Genomic DNA, 19534 nt, shown 5'->3' with positions numbered 1-19534 from the left:
AATCCGCTAGTATTCTTACAAACCAAATCACCAAATTTATGAACGGGAAAAGTTTACTCTTCCGGGCGGTGTGCCTCGCGGTTACCGCATTTTTATTCTCTCTATTTGGACCGGCGGCGCAAGCCCAGGTTACTTCATCAGCGATTACGGGACGTGTTGCGGACGGCAAAGGCGAGGTGCTACCCGGCGCCACGGTCGTAGCGATACACGAACCGTCCGGCACAAAATACGGCTCGGTAACCAACGAGCAAGGCCTTTACACGATCCCCGCCGTGCGCGTGGGTGGTCCTTACAAAGTGACAGTGACTTTCGTAGGATTCAATGAGCAGTCGCAAGGAAACATTTTCGCTAACCTCGGTACTGCTGCAAACGTCAACTTCGAACTGAAAGACGGTTCGACCGAGCTTGCGGAAGTGATCGTCACGGGCGCCGGAAGCGACATTTTCAGCTCGGACCGTACCGGTGCAGCTACTACATTCAACAAAGGGCTTATCACAAGCCTGCCTACGCTCGGGCGTACGCTGAACGACATTACCAAATACAATGCGTACAGCAACGGCCGCTCTTTCGGCGGGCAGGACAGCCGTTACAACAACTTCACCATCGACGGTTCCGTGTTTAACAACGGTTTCGGTCTCGGTAATGAAGCACAGGCGGGTGGTCGTACCGGTTCTACGGCGATTTCCCTGGATGCGATCGAAGAGGTTCAGATCAACATCGCTCCTTACGATGTACGCCAATCGGGCTTCGCGGGTGCGGGTATCAACGCGGTAACGCGCTCGGGTACAAATGAATTCTCGGGTTCGGCGTTCCATTTCTTCAAGAACAAGAGCCTGGCAGGAAAGAAAATCGACGGCAGCGACATTACGGTTGCCGAATTCAATGAAAAAACAACCGGTTTCCGTCTCGGCGGTCCGATCATCAAGAACAAATTGTTCTTCTTTGTAAATGGTGAATTCGTAAAACGTTCAAGCCCGGCGCTCGACTTCGTGCTAAACCGCGGCCAGTCGGGCAGCAACGTGTCGCGTACGACGCTCGCGGACATGCAGGATTTGTCTTCGTTCATGAAGGACAAATTCGGTTATGATGTGGGTGCATTGGATGGCTTTAACAACGAAAACACCAGCAAGAAATTCCTCGGCCGTATCGACTACAACATCAGCGACAAGCACAAGCTTACATTGCGTTACTCGCACCACGATTCGGATTCGGACGTATTGATCAGCCAGTCGAACAGCTCGAACACGGCAGGTTTCGGTAACCGTACCAACTCGCTCTCGGCGATTTCTCCGCAAAATACCGGGTACATTATCCAGGACAACACCCGTTCATTTGTAGCGGAATTGAACTCGAACTTCGGCGGTAAATTCGCAAACAATCTGATCGCCACTTACAACAAGCAGATCGAAGACCGTAAATATAAAGCGCCGATCTTCCCTACGATCGAAATCCAGAAAGACGGTTCTACTTACACGACTATCGGCTCCGATCCATTTACGCCTAACAACCGCCTGGATTACGCGACTTTCAACATTACCGACAACCTGACTTATTTCGCAGGAAAGCATACATTCACTGTGGGTGCGGCATATGAGCACTTTAAGTCGAACAACCTGTTCTTCCCTACTTCCAACGGTGTATGGGTGTTCAAATCGATCCAGGATTTCAAGAATGCGGCCAATGCATACCTGGCTAACAAAGACCTGACGACTGCTCCTGATACCGTAGTACGTTTCAACTATCGCTATTCATTGCTTCCGGGCGGTGCTGCTCCATGGCAGACATTCAAAACGCAGACTTTCAGCCTTTACGCGCAGGACGAGTTCCAGGCTACTCCTAACTTCAAGCTTACTGCCGGTCTTCGTGCTGATCTGATCACGATCCCTAACACTTCGGAGCAATACTATAATGCGGACGTTGCCAAGATAGCATTTAAAGACCCGGAAGGCGGAAATTACACAGTTAATACAGGTAACGTTCCAAAATCACGCGTTTACCTGTCACCACGTATCGGTTTCAACTGGGATGTAAAAGGCGACCGTACTTTGCAGGTGCGTGGTGGAACCGGTTTGTTCCTTTCCCGCATCCCTTACGTGTTGATCTCCAACCAGCTGGGTAACAACGGCGTGAACTCCGCTACTGTCGTACAAAATAACACGACGGCGTTTCCGTTCACATTGGACCCAAGCCGCTACAATCCGCCATCGACAGGCCAACTGAAAGGTTACCAGGTAAATGCATCGGATGAAAACCTGAAATTCCCGCAAATCTGGAAAAGTAACCTTGGTATTGACAAGCAACTGGGCTGGGGCGTAGTAGCTACTGTGGAAGGTATCTTCAACAAAAATTACAACTCACTGCGCTACATCGACGTGAACCTGAAAGCGCCGACAACCAAGTTTACAGGCCCTGATACTCGAGACCGCTTCCCGGCATCGGGCTTGCCAAGCGCGCAGGTTAATGCAGCCCGTCTTGTAAATGATCAGGTTTCCAATGTGTATGTTTTGACCAACACCAACAAAGGTTATTCTTACTCTTTGACTGGTAAACTGGAAAAAGCCGCTACTAATGGCTTCGGTGGAATGGTAGGTTATACTTACGGTATGGCTAAGGATATCGCTTCGGTTTCTTCAACTGTGGAAGGCAACGTTCCGGGCGTGAATGGTCTGAACTACCTTGGCCTCGCTTATTCGGGTAACGACGTTCGTCACCGTTTTGTAGGTTATGTTTCTTACCGCAAAGAGTATGGCGGTAAATTCGGTGGCGCTACGATGATCACATTGGGTGGCGTATCGTCCAGCGGTACTAAAATCTCTTACATCAGCTCGACCGATATGAATGGCGACGGTCAGAACAACGACCTGATCTTTGTTCCGAACAAAGCCACCGACATTACTTTCCAGACGCTGACCACGACTGTTGACAAGAAAACTTACACATTCTCACCGGAACAGCAGACAGAAGCATTCCAGAAATACATCGATAACCACCCGTATCTGAAAGAAAGAAAAGGCAAATATGCAGAGCGTAACGGCGGCGCATATCCATGGCTGACTCGTTTCGACGTAACTGTGGAGCAGGATTTCTACGTAAAAGTGGGTAAGAAGGACAAAAAGAATATCATCCGTCTCCGCGCCGATATTTTCAACATTGGTAATATGATCAACGATAAATGGGGCGTAGCCAACCAGGTAACCGCTTCTTCGAACAGCACCCAATCCAACCCGCTCAACTTCGCAAGCGTAAACGCGCAAGGCGTTCCTACCTACCGCATGGGTACGCAGGTAGTGAATGGCGAGACGGTACTGGTGCGTGACGCATTCGTGAAGTCAAGAACGATCAACGATGTATGGCAGGCGCAGATTGGTATCCGTTATATCTTTAACTAAGAATACCAGTCGGCATAACCAAAACGAGCCCGCACTGCTGCGGGCTCGTTTTATTTTAACCGGGATTTTATTACGGTGCGCTGCACCTGGTCACTATCGAATAAATACGTCTACAAGTATTGCGGCGCTCTGCGCCTTGGCGTTGGGAGGTATTGTAACTCCTCCCTTTCCTCCATTCTCCCTTCCTTCCTCTAATCCTTTTTATAAAAAATACTCCGCACCAGAATCGGATTGTCGGTACAAATAATGTCCGGTCCGCCCGAGTCGCGGATCTTTTGGTATAGTGGCCTTGATTCGGCGACTTGAAGCGTGTCAATGTTTCCGTTGGTGCCGAGTGACGAGGCGACGTTCAAGTCATGAATGCGCTGGTAAAACGACGCTTCCTGCAATTCACGCGGCGTCAATGCCAGTAGCTGTTCAAATGGTAATCCCGATTGCTCGATCGTATCGATATGCTCCGGGCTGTTGAAACCCACCGCCAGCATGAGTTGCGGCGCCAGTTTGTGCGCGAGTTGTGCTTCTTTTAATGAATAGCAGATCAGTACGGATTTATAGAGATTTCCGGTTCCTTGCAGCATCTTGATGGTCCGGGTAATACTGGTTTCGGGCTTTTTGTCGATGATGAGGACGAGGTTTTTGCCGGCGGACCAGTTCAGTACGTCCTGAAATGTAGGTATGGGGTGTTCCGTCATGGAACCGTAGGGATCTTTTAGCCTCAATTTGCTGACTTCCTTCCACTTTTTCCTGCTCAACAAACCTTTGCCATTGGTTTTCAATGCAAGGTCGTCGTCGTGAGAGATTACCAGCAGGCTATCGGCTGTGGCGCGGACGTCAATTTCCAGGAGTACGCAAGGTACTTTTGAATACGTCCGCTCGAATGTGGCCATGCTGTTGCCGGGGTAACCGTCTTCGGTGCCGCCCTGGTGCGCCATGATCAATGGCGTGGTACGCTTGCCGGGTTTCAGGTAGCTTTTCAGCGCGTCGGCGTCTTTGAACTGGCAGTCGCCGGTTTGGGCCTGGACAGTGTGTGAGAAGGCAGCCAGCAGCAATGCCGCAAATATCTGCCGTGTCTGGTTTTTCATTGGTTATGTTACATTGTTGGATTCGGTATGGAGTGGCCCGTGCTTGGAAGAGTCGCGGATAGCCGATCCATTGATAGCCGGGTCGGTAATCGCGGAATCTCCGCCTTTTTCAGCTTTCAAAATCGATTCCACACCGGCTTTGTAGCCGTCGATGATCAGTCTTGAAATATCTTCCGAATTGAAATGCTGCAAATCGAGGAATAAAGGCGCAGATGGTCTTACTACCGTCAGTTTCATCGGCTTGCCCCGCAGGTTCGAGCGGTCGACGTACGACTCTGCCCATTGGATATTGTTATTCACGATCTGGTTCACGGTAATGTCGCGCACGCGCTCGATCAGTGTGATCAGGTTGCGCGTGTTCATGGCTTCCGGCTGGTAGAGCAGGGGAGAATGGCAGCCGATGAGGATAATTTCCGTCGCGCCGTCCTCGATGGCCTCGCGTATAGGCGCGACCTCGCGCAGGCCGCCGTCGAGGTAAAGATGGTCGTTGATTTCAACCGCGGGCATCAACATCGGAATAGAAGAGCTGGCATATACAAAATCGACATAATGCGGGTCCAGCGTGGATACATATTTCATTTCACCGGTTTCGATGTTCACGGCACCGGCCTTTACTTTAATGGGAGTATCGCGGAGGTAATCGTCGTTGAGGTATCTGCGGATGAGCTGGTGCAGGGGTGATGGATCGACGATCCCGTCGAAACGGCTCATGAGCGTGTTCATTCCGAGCATTACGCGGGAGCGCAACGTAGAAATATCCTGTGGCTGAGTGATATTTTTGATCCAGAATTCGAGCAGCTGGCGGCCGGCCAGCGGCCAGTCAATCTTACCGTTTGCGGCCATTTGCTTGCCGGTTTCATTCGCCAGGAAGGTCGCATTGAGCGAGCCTACCGAAATTCCATACACCATTTCGGGCTCAAAGCCGTTTTCCAGGACTGCCTGGATCACACCTACCTGAAATGCTCCTTTCATGGACCCTCCGCCGAGAACGAGTGCTTTCATATCGACTGGTTTACGTGGTTTAGTTTGTAATTAGGCTGTCGGCTGTCGGCTGTTGGCCGTTTTGGACGCCCCGGCCTTTGTTCAATTCTAAACATTTTCGGTTTAAAATTGATGTAAACAGAAGATTTTATTCCAAATTTGAAGATCAGAGTTCAGAGGGTTAAACGAACATGTTGATAAACTCATGCCCCTGTTCGCGTCCTTTTAATATCAGGAGGGACCTTTTAGCCCTCGTACATGAATATGACCCTTTCAATAAAGGATATCCAGGCTCCTATTGCGGATGAAATGAAAGCTTTCGAGCAGAAGTTTCGCCAGTTTATGAAAAGCGAAGTAATGCTTTTGGACCAGATCATGAACTACATCGTGAGGCGGAAAGGCAAGCAGTTGCGCCCGATGTTCGTGTTCCTTTCCGCGGGAGTTTGTGGTGATATTTCCGAATCGACTTACCGGGGTGGCGCCATGATCGAGCTGCTGCACACCGCTACCCTCGTTCACGACGACGTGGTGGACGATTCCAACTACCGTCGCGGCTTTTTCTCCGTAAATGCATTATGGAAAAACAAGATCGCCGTGCTCGTGGGCGATTACCTGCTTTCACGCGGGCTGCTGCTTTCAGTCGATCACGAGGAATTCAAAATCCTGAAAATCGTTTCGACGGCTGTTCGGGAACTCAGCGAAGGCGAACTGTTGCAAATCGAGAAGGCCCGCAGGCTGGACATTAATGAAGAGGTTTACTACGAAATCATCCGGCAGAAAACCGCCTCGCTGATCGCGTCTTGCTGTGCAGCCGGGGCAAGTTCGGTAGGAGCTGTCCAGGAAGTGGTCGACAAAATGCATGCATTTGGTGAGAAGGTAGGTATGGCATTCCAGATCAAGGACGACCTGTTCGATTACGGCGAGGACGAGATCGGAAAGCCGCTCGGCATCGATATCAAGGAAAAGAAAATGACGCTCCCGCTCATATACGCGCTCAACCACGCGCCCTGGCTCGAAAAACGCCGCATTATCAACATTATCCGCAATGAAAGCCACAAACCCAACAAGGTAAGCGAGGTAATCGCATTCGTGAAAGAGTCGGGCGGCCTGCGCTACGCGCAGGAGGTGATGGAAAGGTATGTAAAAGAGGCCCTCGCATTGCTAAACGAATTCGCCGACTCACCGCATCGGAGATCGCTGGAACAACTCGTTCAATATACCATCGAGAGGAGTAAGTAGAATTTTGAATGAGTGAATGGGTGAATGATTGAATGATTGAATGATTGAATGATTGAATGAGTGAATGAGTGAATTTTGAATGACTGAAGCGTGAATGAGTAGCCGTGGAGCGGGAATGCGTGAATCGCGTAGCGATGTAACATTGGTAGGAAATAATGGCCCGACGTTTTTCAAAATCCCGTCAGGGATGCAACAACGATAATTATGTACCGCCGGAGCATTGTTGTTACATGCCCAAAGGGCATTTTTAGAATACCAATTATGGTGGTTTGCTACCAATGTTACATGCCTGACGGCATTTTTGATGCGGTCCATTCGGTCCTTCACCCATTCACTCATCACTCATCACTCATCATTCATTCAACCATTCACTCATTCACCCATTCACCCATTCACTCATTCAATCATTCAATCATTCAATCATTCACTCATTCACTCATTCACTCATTCAAAATTAACTTCTGACAGAAAATATATAAGTAAGTATAATAATATAACTAGCCTTTTAGTTATGTTTGTGTGCTCACTTAATACTGCCTGTCATGAAAATAATCCTAACTATTTTTCTTCTTGCTGCCGGCTTTGGATTGTTGGCGCAGCCTGTGGCGATCAGCCGCAAAGATACCGAGGCGAAAAACCTCTGGCGTAAGCTCGATATGGACTATGAAAGGCCTGACGGCGCACAGCTGGAAACGCCATTCAGCATGCAAAAGGCATTTCAGGATATATATGAGCAAATGCTCGACAAGGAAAAGTTAAGCAACCTTACTTTTTGGAATACCCTTTACCTGAATGCGGAAGGGAAAATAGATTATCTGGTGTTTGATATAGGAACCCAGCGTTTCAGGATGATGAATAGTCAGGACGACGAGCCTGCCAATGCGGACTCGCTATCGGCCATTATTGCAGCCAAAATTACGCCTTACCTTACCAAAATCGTCTCGCGGAGGACCGTGGGCTCGAAAGCCGTGCTGACCGCTTTCGTGAGCTTCCAGCCTCAGGCGCCGCAAGAACGGGAAACGCAGAAAGACAGTACGGTAATAGGCCTGGCGAAAGCGCTGGCGACGAAAGACACGCTGAGAGTAAAGTCGCTGTCGTTGGGCCAAAGCCTGTTGACGGCTATTCCCGACGTGGTATACCGCTTCCCGAACCTGGAAGAACTCTTTCTGGTGGACAATGATATCGAAACCGCGTACCTCGATATGGCTCGGCTGCCCAAACTGCGGCACCTGGATCTTACCCGTAATATGCTGACTTACAACAATCTTCGCATTACAAAAAACAAGTCGCTGAAACTGATTAACCTGCAAAAAAACCTTATTACCGACATTCCGCGGGGTGCACGCAACTGTAAAAAACTGGAAACGCTCTGGCTCGGCAACAACCAGATGACCGGCCTGACCAATGCCAGTTTCAGGAAGCTGAAATCCGTGAAAGACATTAATTTTTACAAAGCACAGCTCACGATGTTGCCCAAAGGCATTGGTAAAATGCGCGGCCTGGAAGTGCTGGATGTTTATTACAACAAAATCGAAACCCTGCCCAAATCGATCACGAAGCTGAAACGCCTTACGCACCTCGCCGTTTCGCACAACCAGCTCACGGCATTGCCAAAGCGCATAGATAGGTTGAAAAGCGTGCATACCCTTTACGCGCATCACAACCATTTGAGCAAACTTCCCGAACGCATTACGCGTATGAAGGAGCTGCGCATTGTCGATCTCGGCTACAACTGGCTGACGACCTTCCCTGCGGAGCTCGTGGCGTTTACCAATTTGCAGGAACTCGATTTATCGTCCAACAATTTCCCGGACTTCCCCGTGCAACTTTTGCAGATCCGCAAGCTCGACAAGCTGCATTTACGCGGCAATCCTTTCCTGGGAAAGGACGCCGAGCGTAAATACAGCGAGCAGCTGAGCCAGCTCAAACAGAGGAATATCGAAGTGTTTTATTAAAGATTCCACCAATAGGTGAATTTCAGCACGATCGCGCGGTTTTTGACCTTGAAATTCTCGGGCAGATAATTGTCTGTATACACGATAAAAAGGTCGGAAGCAGGCTTGTAGCGCCATTGCAGACGCGCATTCAGGTTGATATTATCGGCCTGGTTATTGTACTGCATGAATGTCGTGAAAAACAGGCTGTTCGTGAATGTTACGTCCACGCGCGGGCCTACGAGCCAGAGCTGGGTGCGTTTCCACGGCTCGGGCAGACGGATGTCATTATAGTTACCGGCCATCGTGATGGCGACATACGGCTGTACCCGGTAACCGAGTTCAGCTTTCAGGTTATTGCGCTTGCCATTCTGGTAATAACCGCCGAGAATACCCGATGCGAGGTAGGTAAGCCGGTTTTGCGGTCCGGATACAATGTCGAAACCGACGGCCTTCCAGTTATGCTCTGTGCCTGTCGCCAATATGGCTCCACCCAGGTTGGTAGGATCGAATGGCCGCAGCAGGCGAACGTAATTGCTTGAACCCCACAATGACACGGTAGCGCGATTGATGAAGTTGACATTATAGGATAGAATGAATTCCCGGTCACTCATGTCGAACTGCTTATCCCAGTATACATTGCTTACCAGTTTCGGCCCGTGGCTGATGATTTTCGGGTGTTTGATGAAAAACAGATAGGCTACATTAGGACTGATCTTGTAATAGCCATTCCGCACCGCATTGGGCACGTAACCTACTTCGGCATTATAGTTTTTACCTACATATTCATGCTGCCATTGCCATATGAGGTTGGCCTTGGTGAATTTGATATCGGCGGCGTGTGTAAAATCGTCGGAGGATTTGCCCGGCGTGAACGATTTCAGGAACATGACCTTGCCGGTCCAGAGGTTTTTGGCGCTGGCGAGGTTGAATTCCGCACCGACATTCCGGTTGTAGCGGTTGGTAGCCGAATGTCTTTCCAGGGTATAATTAGTCGCATCCTTATTGACAAATATGAACCGCACATTCGAGCGAGCCAGCACCTGGCGCTGCAATGCGAACACGGCGTAGTTGTTGTGCGGGGTGATCGTATCGTTGGAGCCGGTTTGCACATCCAGCACGCCGATACGCCAGTTCTTATTGATCTTCCCGCTCATCCTCGCGCCAAACTGGATCGGTACGCCCAAACCGATGCGCCGCGAGAAGAACGGCCGAATGGTAGCGTACCCGAAATTGGCGAAAAGATCGGCGTTTTCCAGGAAGAACTGCCGGCGCTCGGGGAAGAAAAGCTCGAAACGGTCGAGGTTGGTTTGCTGCACGTCCACATCCACCTGCGAGAAGTCGGGATTGACGGTCAAATCGAGGTTGAGTGACGGTGTGAGACCTATTTTGACGTCGCCACCGATGGTCGGTTTGTACTTGGTAGGAACATCGTTCTGGTGGTCTTTGGTCATGCGCATGGCCGCGTACGGGATCACGGAAATGTTCGGGCCCGGCGTAGGTGGGGGCGTGTCCCACACGAGCACGCCCGTGTATGCGAGCGAGGCCGACGGAAACTGGCGCGGAACAGGTGCCCACGACGATTTTTCGGAAATGGTAAGGTCCTGGCGGCTGAAATTGATCCCCCAGCGCGTAATACCGGGCTTGTAACGGATACTTTTGAATGGAATAGCCGCTTCCCACACCCATTTGTCGTCCTCGTTTTTCACGGCGCTGACCCATTTGTTGTCCCAGCTGAGGTCGACCGTACCGCCGTCGCCCTGCTGGCCATCCCAGGGCGCGCCCGCCGCATTGGCACCGAATGAGAAACCGTTGGTTTTGTCATCGAAAGTGTCCATAAACAGCAGGAAGTTATCATTCTTGCCGAATGCGAAATCGCGTTTCAGGGATTCCACGATCAGCGAGCCGTTGATGGGCTTGTAGTTGACAACGAGGATGTAGAGGTTGTGTTTGTCATAACACAGTTTCACGTCCGTCAGCGCCCTGGAAAAGCTGGTGTCCATAGGCGTGATCATGAAAAAATCCTTCGCCGTTTCGGCGGCCGACCATGCCGGATCGTCGGCTACACCATCGACTTTGACGGGCGAGGTGGCGGAATGGATGTGGTACTGGTAGTTTTCGTTCGGTTTCTGGGCAATACTTTGGAAAATGATGAAACAGAAAATGAAAGGGGTTAGGATAAAGGTACGTAGCACTTGGTTCAGGGGTGTTTAGGAATATAAAAGGTTCAGTGATAATCAGTTTCTGAACCAGCGGGCATCTGCGTAGAATGTCCCGAATGGTACCAGCGAAGAAGCAAACGATAAGGCCGACTTTTTGAACGACCAGCTTTTTTCTATTGCGACCTGGATGAGCAAAAGCACAAAAAGGACGAACAATACACCGTGTGCCATGCCTACTACACGCACGGCCTGCGGTATTCCGGCAAAATATTTAAGTGGCATTGCGATGCCGAGCAGTACTAAAAAGGAAATGCCTTCGAGAAATGCGATGATGCGCAGGCGGCCTAATGCCGATTTGATCAGTTCGGATACCATGGAGAATCAGAATAGGGAAAAACACATTTTACTGGCAAAGATACACATCAAGCTCCTTGAAATGCAGGAAGTTCGAAAAAGCTTTTGCCCGGAAATATTACATTTTACAAATATGTAACCAGTAGTTTAAGTAAATTCTGCAAAAACCGACATTTGTAAAATTTTATTTGGAAAAATATTTGTTTCAAGATTGAATATTGCATATTTGGCAAATATAGCACCTCATTACAATCTTATGAAACTGATATACCAAACCTGGCTTTTCGTGTTGCTCTCCTGTTATTGTTATGCGCAAGGCCTGAAAGTAACCGGTAGGGTTACCGACGAAAAAGGAGATCCGCTGATCGGCGCTTCCGTGTTGGAAAAAGGTACCGGCAATGGTACCGTGACCGATGAAAACGGCGCTTATGGCCTCACAGTGGGCTACAACAATGCCACGCTCGTGGTAACTTACGTAGGTTATAATAAGCTGGAAAGGGAGTTGAACGGCACTGCGATCCAGGATTTTGCGCTCGCCGATGCCACGGTACTGAACCAGGTGACCGTCGTAGGCTCCCGGAACCTGAACCGCTCGTCGACCGACACGCCCGCGCCCGTGGACGTGATTGATATCCGGGAGGTAACTACCAAGCAAGGCCAGCTCGATGTGAACCAGCTTTTGCAATTTGCCGCGCCTTCGTTTAATTCCAACCGCCAGACCGGCTCCGACGGTGCCGACCATGTTGATCCCGCTTCGCTGCGCGGGCTGGGTCCCGACCAGACGTTGGTACTCATCAATGGCAAGCGGCGCCATCAATCCTCCCTGGTCAACCTGTTCGGGTCGCGCGGGAGGGGCAATACCGGCACCGACCTGAATGCCATTCCGGCGGCGGCCATCGAGCGCATCGAGATTCTGCGCGACGGTGCTGCGGCACAATATGGCTCGGATGCCATTGCGGGGGTGATCAATATTGTGTTGAAGGAAACGACGAATCAGTTGGCGGTGAATGCAAATGCAGGAATGTTCAAGGCAAAGTATCGTTTCGATGACAAATCGTTTGATGGTTTGAATTACAATATCAATGCAAACTACGGCGTGAAAATCGCCAAAACGGGCTTCCTTAATGTAACAGCCGATTACAATTCGCGCGACCATACCAATCGCGCGAACACCGAATCGAGCGAGGCCGACCTCGCGCGGCGGCAGTATGGTGACCCCGAAATCCGCAATGCGGCGGTTTATTACAATGCGAAAATACCGATAGGCACACATTTTCAGGTTTACAGCTTCGGGGGCTTGAACGAGCGCAAGGGCGACGCCTACGCGTGGACGCGCTTCGCGGACGACGACCGGAATATCCCGGCCATCTATCCGAATGGTTTCGACCCGGTCATTACCAGCAAAATCAAGGACAGGTCCGTCGCTGCCGGTATTCGCGGGGTTTGGAAGTCGTGGGATATTGATCTGAGCAATACTTATGGTTTCAATAAGTTTCATTTCGGGGTTGAAAATTCCCTGAACAGGTCGCTGGGCGAGCGCTCGCAGACTTTTTTCGACGCTGGCGGTTTCCAACTTGGGCAGAATGTGGTCAACCTGAATGTCAGCCGGTTTTACAAAACCTTCATGCAAGGCCTGAACGTAGCATTTGGCGCCGAATTCCGTAAAGAACGCTATAAGATCTTCGCCGGGGAAGAGGCCTCCTATCGCAACTATGATCCCGCATTCGCAGGCGGTTCGCAGGGCTTCCCCGGTTACAGCCCCGCGGACGTGACCAACCGGGGCCGTTCCAATGTGGGCGTGTATGTCGATCTGGAAGGTGATGTTACCAAACAATTATTGATAGATATCGCAGGTCGCTTCGAACGTTACAGCGATTTTGGCAGTACGCTGAATGGTAAACTCGGCTTGCGTTTCAAGGTTACCGAGGCATTCGCATTGCGCGGGTCGGTGAGTACCGGCTTTCGTGCGCCTTCGCTCGCCCAGAAGTATTTCAATTCGACATTTACCAATTTCGTGAACGGCCAGCCCGTGGAAGTGCTGCTTGCCAACAACAATAGCGCCGTGACGCAGGCACTGGGCATTCCTCAACTGAAACAGGAAACTTCGCTGAACGGCAGCCTCGGGATTACCTTCACACCGGCGTCGGGATTGTCGGTAACCGTGGATGGTTATTATGTAAAAGTGAAAGACCGCGTCGTATTGACCGGCCAGTTCAGCGACGACGACGAGGATATCGGTGATTTGCTGAAAGCGTTGCGGGTAGGGAAGGCGCAGTTTTTTACGAATGCATTGGAATACACCACAACGAAAGGGTTGGACGTGATCGTGGCGCATTCTGCGTCGCTGGGCGTGGGTCGGTTGAGCACTACCGTGGCTGCGAACTTCAACTGGATGGAATTGGGACCGGTGAATACCGTGCCCAAACTGGCCGGTAAGGAAGACATTTACTTCGACGAACGCGAACGCCGCTTTGTGCTCGCATCGGCACCGCCTTCGAAGATCAATCTTACACTCGATTATTCGGTGAGCAAGTTCAGCGCAATGCTCCGGTTTATCCGTTTCGGCGAAATCAAGCTGGCGAATTGGGACTATATGATCGATACATACAGTCCCAAAGTCCAGACAGACCTTACATTGAATTACAAATTCACCAAAAACGTGTCGCTGTCCATTGGCGGCAGCAACATCCTGAACGTGTATCCCGACAAGTTCCAGCCCGCATTGACCGAATCGGGCGGTGCCTGGGACCCAGTGCAAATGGGTAGTAACGGGGCGTTCTTCTTTGCGCGGCTGGGTTTACGGTTTTAGACGCCCAGCGCTTCCACAGCCGCAGCTTCGCCGGTGGCCACCGCGCCTTCCATGAATCCCTGCCAATCGGCGAGGTGTTCACCGGCGAAAGATGTTTTCAGAAACGTTTTTTGCAGAATGGGCCGCAACGTATGCCATTGGTTAATGCCGTAAATCGCATAGGCACCCTGCGACAGCTTGTCGGTTCCCCAATAATAGTTGGCCTGCGACTCGACCAGCTTCCTGACGCCCCGGAAATGTGGGTTCAGCGTCTGGTGAAGCATATCCTTCCGCCATTCATCGTCCTGGTTCGCGATCAGTTCCGCTTTGTCTCCGATTGTGTAGGAGATAAGCGCACCTTTTTTCGATTTCTGGTTTTTGGTGGCGTGGTAAAAGTACTGCGGCGTCTGGTCCGTAATGAGGTCGAAGCTCTCGTCTTTCCAAAACCTGTCTTTAAATAGGATCGCATTCTTGTTGATGCGGGCGTACAGGAGCTGGTTAATGGCCTGCGCCTGCTCGTCGGGCAATCCCGGTTCCCATTGTATTTTCTGGATAGCAAACGTCGGGATGGCACATATCAGCCGGTCGGCTTCGAAAGTTTTCCCGTTTTCGCAGGTAACCCTTACCGTGTCCTTCTGTTCGATGCGTTGTACGGTGTGACCCGTGAGTATCCGCTCAGTCCCGATTTTTTCGGCCAATTTCTTCGCCAACTGCGTATTGCCGCCCTGCATTTTCAGATCCATTTCATTCTTTTCACTACTCTCCGCATATTCCGACAAGGCCACCATTGCGGACACGTGCCGTATGCTTTCCCCGAAGTCGGTGCTATCGAGGAGTTCGCGGATGATCAGGTCCTTGCCCTCGCACCCGTTGTTGACGAGGTAACGCCACCAGCTGATGCCGTCGAGCTGCTCTTTTCCGGCTTCGTCGAGTTTTTTGTAGCCGTCGAGCAGCGCCTGAAATTTGGGCCTCCAGTTGTCGGAATAGTCCCAGGACTTGGCTTTGGTATACTGGTTTTGGTAAATCAAATGGGTATCGAACTGGTTATCCAGCAAAGGGATATCGAACTCGCCGCACAGCGCACGCACACGTTCGTGTGAGTTGCCCACCCATTCGGCGCCGAGTTCTACCACGAGGTTTTCTTTTGGATCAATGGTATGGGAGAAAACCCTTCCGCCAATGCGGTTCCGTGATTCGAGCACGGTGACGTCGACATTCTTTTGTTTGAGCGCATAAGCAGCGGCCAACCCGGCGAAACCGCCACCGATCACGATGACGCGGGTTTGTTTGCCAATGTGAATGCTGCCGAAAGCGTGGGTGGAAATGAATGATGCACCTGCGAACAGGGCGGATTGGCGCAAAAATTCGCGCCGGGAGGTTTGTAAAGGCTTATCCATGATGTAATGAGGTCGATTGAGTCTTGCAAAATACTCACCTCTATACGCAACTCAAACAAAACCCTTCGGGAGAGGCTGGTTTACTTATTTTCTGGTATTTAAAAGAAAAGCGGTCCGGCTATGGAGGGCCGGACCGCTTATAATGTATTTCAAATGAATTGCTTACGCTGTTTGCACTTTGGGCTTCACTTTGGCCTTAGGCTCGGTCGCAGCGCTTTCCTTGTTGCGCATTTTGACAAAATCCCTGAAACGGCGGATGGTAGCCATCACAAAACCGATTACCAGCACGAACGTACCAAGCCAGAGGATATTGATCAGCGGTTTTTCGGTCGCTTTCATGACGATGAAGTCACGTTGCGTGGTATTTACACCGAATGTAAACTGGCCCGTTTGCGGGTTGATTTCGTTGAATTGAATGCGCATACCCAACTCGTTGCTTACTTCCGGCTTGCGTGCCACCAAACGGTCGCGGATTACGAAAGAAGGTGTTACGACAAATTCCTTGTCCTTATCGAGCACGCGGATGATCGCTTTCACGGCCGCATCGCCCGGGCCGAGTTTAATGCCTTCTACCTCTTCGGTACGCACTACATTGTCGAGAATGGCCACGTAGTCGTTCACGAAGAATGTATCGCGGAGGTTAATCGTAAAGTTCTCACTCTGGGTCCATACCGGCTCGGCGGTAGGGTTGGTCACCATCGACACGTAGGTGTACAAGTCCTTGTCGACCTTGCGCTGGATATCCGGCGACGACACGATTCCACCCATACGCGGGTTAATCTGTACACGCGGGAACAAAGTGAATATCTTACCCGAAGGCTCGCGGTATTCGATCTCGTAATAGAAGTTTTCAGGGAAAATTTCGAGGGTATCGCCCTTTTTGTTGTATTTCTTCCCGTCGAGCTCAATGTCACGTAATGCTACGGCGTGGAAATCGCCTTCTACGATGTCGACCCAGCCCTTCGGAATGTAACCCGGAATGTGGCGTGGCTCCACGCGCACGTCGCGCCAGGTAAGCATGTAATCGCCCATTTTTTCAGGCTTGTTGAGCCAGAGCGTAATGTTTTCCTTGTTCTCCTTGTTGTCGTTAGCCGTGAATTCTTCGCTGCGGGAAATCATCAGGCCGGAATTGTTGATCGAAACGACCTTGGTGTAAGCCGACGAGAACAAAATACCGATCAGCATCAGCGCCACGCCAATGTGCGTGATCGCGCCGCCCGAGAGGTTGTAGTTCCCACGGATAATGTTTAGCAGGATATTACCATTCGCCACGATCGCGAAGATAGCAGTCGTGAGCAGGACGATATATTGAATATCACGAACCTGTTTGAAAGTAATGACCGCTGCGCTGATCAGCAAAGCTACCAATAGCGGGTTGTACAATGCCTGCAACTTGCCTTTGCCGGTTTTTTTCCACCAGAAATACTGGCCTATGCCCGTGAGGACGATGATTAATGCAAAGAACCAGAGCTGGAACTTGTTATAGTGCGCCACCTGGTCGGCAGGCAGTGCCATATTTAATACCGCACCGAATGCCTCGGCGATTTTGTTATAAACCGGAATGGAAGTGGTAGCGATGATCTGGAAGCCGGAGAGGCAAAGCAGCGTCGCGCCGATGAAAATCCAGAATTCCTGTGAGTAGGTCGATACTTCTTCTTCGTCGCTCGGCAACGATTTCCAGCGATAAACCAGCAAGCCCACCGCCACGATAATGAATGTAAACAGGTAGATCAGCAACTGACCGGAAAGGCCAAGGTCGGTAAACGAGTGCACCGAAGCATTTCCTAATACCCCGCTGCGGGTCATGAACGTCGAGTAAAGAACAAGGACAAATGTCGCGATCGTGAGAATGAACGAGGTTTTCAATGCGGTTGCATTCCTTCTCGCGATGATCATCACGTGCACCGCCGCCACCAATACGATCCAGGGAACAATGGAGGAGTTTTCAACAGGGTCCCAGTTCCAGTAGCTACCGAAGTTGAGCGTTTCATAGGCCCAGTAAGCGCCCATTAATATACCTACACCCAAAACCAATGCGGAGAACAACGACCACGGCAATGCCGGACGGATCCATTCGTGAATGCGCTTGGTCCAAAGGCCTGCGATCGCGAACGAGAACGGAATGAGCGTGCTCGCGAAGCCGAGGAACAGGGTAGGAGGGTGGATCACCATCCAATAGTTCTGCAACAACGGGTTGAGGCCGTTACCGTCTTTCGGGATAAAATTCGGGTCCATTTTATAAACCGGCAGGTCGGGCATTACCTCTTTCAGCAAAAGGAATGGTGTAGAGCCGATTTTAAGATCGAGACCGGGAATTACCACACCAAGGATCATCGACGTAAGGAATGCCTGTACCAATGCAAAAACGGTCATTACCGGCGCTTCCCACGAACGGTTGGTAAAGATCAGTGTCGCGCCAAGGACTACGTTCCAGAATATCCAGAGGAGGAAGCTGCCTTCCTGATCCTGCCAGAAGCTGGAAATGGTATAGCCCGTCGGCAGGGAAAGCGAGGAATTTTTCCAGGCGTAATGGTATTCGAAGTAGTGGTTACCAATGATCCAGTAGAGCGAGAACACTACACCGATCACGGCTGCCAGGTGAACCCAGAAAACGGCGCGCGCAAACTTTTTCCAACTCTGCGTTTCTTCGACGGTACCGCCCGCGATACCCGCTTTGAAATAAGCGAACGTCGCCAGAATGGCCGTTACAAACGCTACTATAACCAGCAGGTGCCCTGCACTTCCGATCGTATTGTGAATCATGATTCTTTCGCGGTATGTTCCGTGGTTTCCATTTTACCGTTCTCGTATTTCGACGGGCATTTCATGAGGATTTTTTCAGCCGAAAATGAGCCGTCCCGCATTTTACCTACTACTACTACTTGTTCTGATTTGTCGAAATCCTGCGGTTTGGTGTTTTTGTAAATGACCTTCTGTTCCACATTATTGTTGTCGATCAATGTGAAAACGAACAGGTTAGGGTCGACTTCCGGGCGGTACTCCATTTCGAGGATCTGGCCCGCGGCGTCTTTTTTAAGTTTACCCACCACGTGAATGCTCTCATTGTCGCCATCTGCCGCCATTTCTTTGGCTTTGGTAAAATCGACATAAGTGCTTGCATCGCCGGCAGTTGAAACAATAATACCAATTGCCACCGCGATGATCACCAATCCGAATATCTGTATCTTTTTCATAGGGCTTTACTTGATATTGAGGTCTTTTTCAATCTTTTTCAACTTGGAATCGATGCGGAAAAGGTTGACGGCCAATCCTGCAAAAACAACGGCTACCACCGCCACCACGACCCAGATTTTACCGTCGGCGCGGAGCTTGTCGGCCATTTCAACGGAGTTATCGCCCGCCTGTGCGAAGAGGTTGCCGGAAATAACCAGCAATGTCAGGAGGATGAGGGAAATTCTTTTCATTGTATATATGATGGACTAAACCTTAACGAAAATTTACTTTGAAACGTTTGTAAATGGGCCAAATCAGGCCAAAATGCTCACAATTTGCCCGATTGGATCAATGCTTCCTCGCGTACGCGGTTGATCTGCTTAATGCGTATCCGAAGCTCCGCAATCCACAGACCGAGCAGGATATAACCGATTACAGCCGGGTAAAAAACGCGGCGGATATTGTTGTCGAAGTCATAGGACCCGAATGTGCTGTTGCCGCCGCTGCCGGGGTGTAATGAGTCGGTAAGACGGGGCAAAATGTAAATGATCGGGATAAAAACGGCGAATGCGAAAATGTTGTAAACCGAAGAAATCCTCGCGCGGCGCTGCTCGTCTTCGAATGAGCTTCTGAGCAGCAGGTAAGCAAGGTAGATGAGGATACCGACCGCCGCGCCATTCAGTTTCGGATCGTTCGGCCAGGGATCTCCCCAGGTATAATTGGCCCATACAGAGCCGGTTAAACAACCCAATATCCCAAAGAAAATAGCGGCTTTGGCTACTTCGCTGGCAATGTCGTCGTCTTTGATATTGCCCTTCATCAGATAACGGATGGAGAATACCATCGACAGCAGAAGCAATGTGGTCATAGCGAGCCACAATGCGACGTGGAAGTACGTATTTCGGATACTTTCATTGATAATGGCCAGGCGTGGAACGGGGCCCATAAATCCCATGACGATCACGTAGAAGATGATCACGACACAGAGGATTTTCCACCAGATCTTTCTCATTTTAAACTAGTACTTTAAAAGT

At 50.5% G+C, this 19534-nt stretch carries 13 protein-coding genes; 4 read left to right on the top strand and 9 right to left on the bottom strand.

Annotated features, from left to right (window positions below):
• Window positions 1-38: 38 nt before the first annotated feature.
• Window positions 39-3389 (top strand): carboxypeptidase regulatory-like domain-containing protein, encoded by a 3351-nt coding sequence (locus BMW93_RS02025; RefSeq protein ID WP_177193985.1) that lies wholly within the window; start codon window positions 39-41, stop codon window positions 3387-3389.
• 191 nt (window positions 3390-3580) lie between these two features.
• On the opposite strand, the gene BMW93_RS02020 is transcribed toward BMW93_RS02025, so the two are convergent.
• Window positions 3581-4471 carry a glycerophosphodiester phosphodiesterase family protein gene (locus tag BMW93_RS02020; protein ID WP_090373512.1) on the bottom strand — a complete coding sequence of 297 codons (891 nt, stop codon included), beginning with the start codon at window positions 4469-4471 and terminating at the stop codon, window positions 3581-3583.
• Between the two features lie 3 nt (window positions 4472-4474).
• Entirely contained in the window at window positions 4475-5473 is a 999-nt protein-coding gene (locus BMW93_RS02015; RefSeq protein WP_090373511.1) for a patatin-like phospholipase family protein, read from the bottom strand.
• A gap of 243 nt (window positions 5474-5716) precedes the next feature.
• On the opposite strand from BMW93_RS02015, the gene BMW93_RS02010 reads away from it, so the two are divergent.
• The gene (locus tag BMW93_RS02010; RefSeq protein ID WP_090373862.1) at window positions 5717-6691 is read left to right on the top strand and encodes a polyprenyl synthetase family protein; all 975 of its coding nucleotides are present in this window, start codon (window positions 5717-5719) and stop codon (window positions 6689-6691) included.
• Between the two features lie 542 nt (window positions 6692-7233).
• Window positions 7234-8646 (top strand): leucine-rich repeat domain-containing protein, encoded by a 1413-nt coding sequence (locus BMW93_RS02005; protein ID WP_229240139.1) that lies wholly within the window; start codon window positions 7234-7236, stop codon window positions 8644-8646.
• Here BMW93_RS02005 and BMW93_RS02000 read toward each other — a convergent pair.
• Entirely contained in the window at window positions 8643-10820 is a 2178-nt protein-coding gene (locus BMW93_RS02000) for a DUF5916 domain-containing protein (protein ID WP_090373510.1), read from the bottom strand. The two genes, BMW93_RS02005 and BMW93_RS02000, sit on opposite strands and share 4 nt — an antisense overlap.
• A gap of 42 nt (window positions 10821-10862) precedes the next feature.
• A complete protein-coding gene (locus BMW93_RS01995; protein ID WP_090373509.1) occupies window positions 10863-11162 on the bottom strand; it encodes a DUF3817 domain-containing protein in 300 nt (99 codons plus the stop codon).
• A 235-nt stretch (window positions 11163-11397) separates the two neighbouring features.
• Here BMW93_RS01995 and BMW93_RS01990 point away from each other — a divergent pair, with 235 nt between their 5' ends.
• Window positions 11398-13950: a TonB-dependent receptor gene (locus BMW93_RS01990; RefSeq protein ID WP_090373508.1), complete on the top strand. Its 2553-nt coding sequence runs from the start codon at window positions 11398-11400 to the stop codon at window positions 13948-13950.
• Here the strand turns inward: BMW93_RS01990 and BMW93_RS01985 are convergent.
• From BMW93_RS01985 to ccsA (BMW93_RS01965), 5 genes are all read right to left on the bottom strand, one after another.
• Window positions 13947-15326 carry an NAD(P)/FAD-dependent oxidoreductase gene (locus BMW93_RS01985; protein ID WP_090373507.1) on the bottom strand — a complete coding sequence of 460 codons (1380 nt, stop codon included), beginning with the start codon at window positions 15324-15326 and terminating at the stop codon, window positions 13947-13949. The two genes, BMW93_RS01990 and BMW93_RS01985, sit on opposite strands and share 4 nt — an antisense overlap.
• A gap of 162 nt (window positions 15327-15488) precedes the next feature.
• Window positions 15489-18089, bottom strand: a complete 2601-nt coding sequence (gene ccsA / locus BMW93_RS01980) for a cytochrome c biogenesis protein CcsA (protein WP_090373506.1) — start codon at window positions 18087-18089, stop codon at window positions 15489-15491.
• Window positions 18086-18520, bottom strand: a complete 435-nt coding sequence (locus BMW93_RS01975) for a cytochrome c maturation protein CcmE (protein WP_090373505.1) — start codon at window positions 18518-18520, stop codon at window positions 18086-18088. Before BMW93_RS01975 ends, ccsA (BMW93_RS01980) begins: the two co-directional genes overlap by 4 nt.
• Window positions 18521-18526: 6 nt before the next feature.
• A complete protein-coding gene (locus BMW93_RS01970; RefSeq protein WP_090373504.1) occupies window positions 18527-18751 on the bottom strand; it encodes a CcmD family protein in 225 nt (74 codons plus the stop codon).
• A gap of 77 nt (window positions 18752-18828) precedes the next feature.
• A complete protein-coding gene (ccsA, locus tag BMW93_RS01965; RefSeq protein WP_090373503.1) occupies window positions 18829-19512 on the bottom strand; it encodes a cytochrome c biogenesis protein CcsA in 684 nt (227 codons plus the stop codon).
• Window positions 19513-19534: the final 22 nt, after the last annotated feature.

It is taken from the genome of Dyadobacter sp. SG02, assembly GCF_900109045.1.
In the GTDB taxonomy this organism is placed as follows: domain Bacteria; phylum Bacteroidota; class Bacteroidia; order Cytophagales; family Spirosomataceae; genus Dyadobacter.
This window is presented reverse-complemented; position numbering and strand designations above follow the sequence as displayed.

Bases quoted from the DNA above. Each gene is read 5' to 3' on its own strand.
- BMW93_RS02025 (WP_177193985.1), top strand. From the start codon at position 39: ATGAACGGGAAAAGTTTACTCTTCCGGGCGGTGTGCCTCGCGGTTACC.
- ccsA (WP_090373506.1), bottom strand. From the start codon at position 18,089: ATGATTCACAATACGATCGGAAGTGCAGGGCACCTGCTGGTTATAGTA.
- ccsA (WP_090373503.1), bottom strand. From the start codon at position 19,512: ATGAGAAAGATCTGGTGGAAAATCCTCTGTGTCGTGATCATCTTCTAC.
- BMW93_RS01975 (WP_090373505.1), bottom strand. From the start codon at position 18,520: ATGAAAAAGATACAGATATTCGGATTGGTGATCATCGCGGTGGCAATT.
- BMW93_RS02020 (WP_090373512.1), bottom strand. From the start codon at position 4,471: ATGAAAAACCAGACACGGCAGATATTTGCGGCATTGCTGCTGGCTGCC.
- BMW93_RS01990 (WP_090373508.1), top strand. From the start codon at position 11,398: ATGAAACTGATATACCAAACCTGGCTTTTCGTGTTGCTCTCCTGTTAT.
- BMW93_RS02010 (WP_090373862.1), top strand. From the start codon at position 5,717: ATGACCCTTTCAATAAAGGATATCCAGGCTCCTATTGCGGATGAAATG.
- BMW93_RS02015 (WP_090373511.1), bottom strand. From the start codon at position 5,473: ATGAAAGCACTCGTTCTCGGCGGAGGGTCCATGAAAGGAGCATTTCAG.
- BMW93_RS01970 (WP_090373504.1), bottom strand. From the start codon at position 18,751: ATGAAAAGAATTTCCCTCATCCTCCTGACATTGCTGGTTATTTCCGGC.
- BMW93_RS02005 (WP_229240139.1), top strand. From the start codon at position 7,234: ATGAAAATAATCCTAACTATTTTTCTTCTTGCTGCCGGCTTTGGATTG.
- BMW93_RS01995 (WP_090373509.1), bottom strand. From the start codon at position 11,162: ATGGTATCCGAACTGATCAAATCGGCATTAGGCCGCCTGCGCATCATC.
- BMW93_RS01985 (WP_090373507.1), bottom strand. From the start codon at position 15,326: ATGGATAAGCCTTTACAAACCTCCCGGCGCGAATTTTTGCGCCAATCC.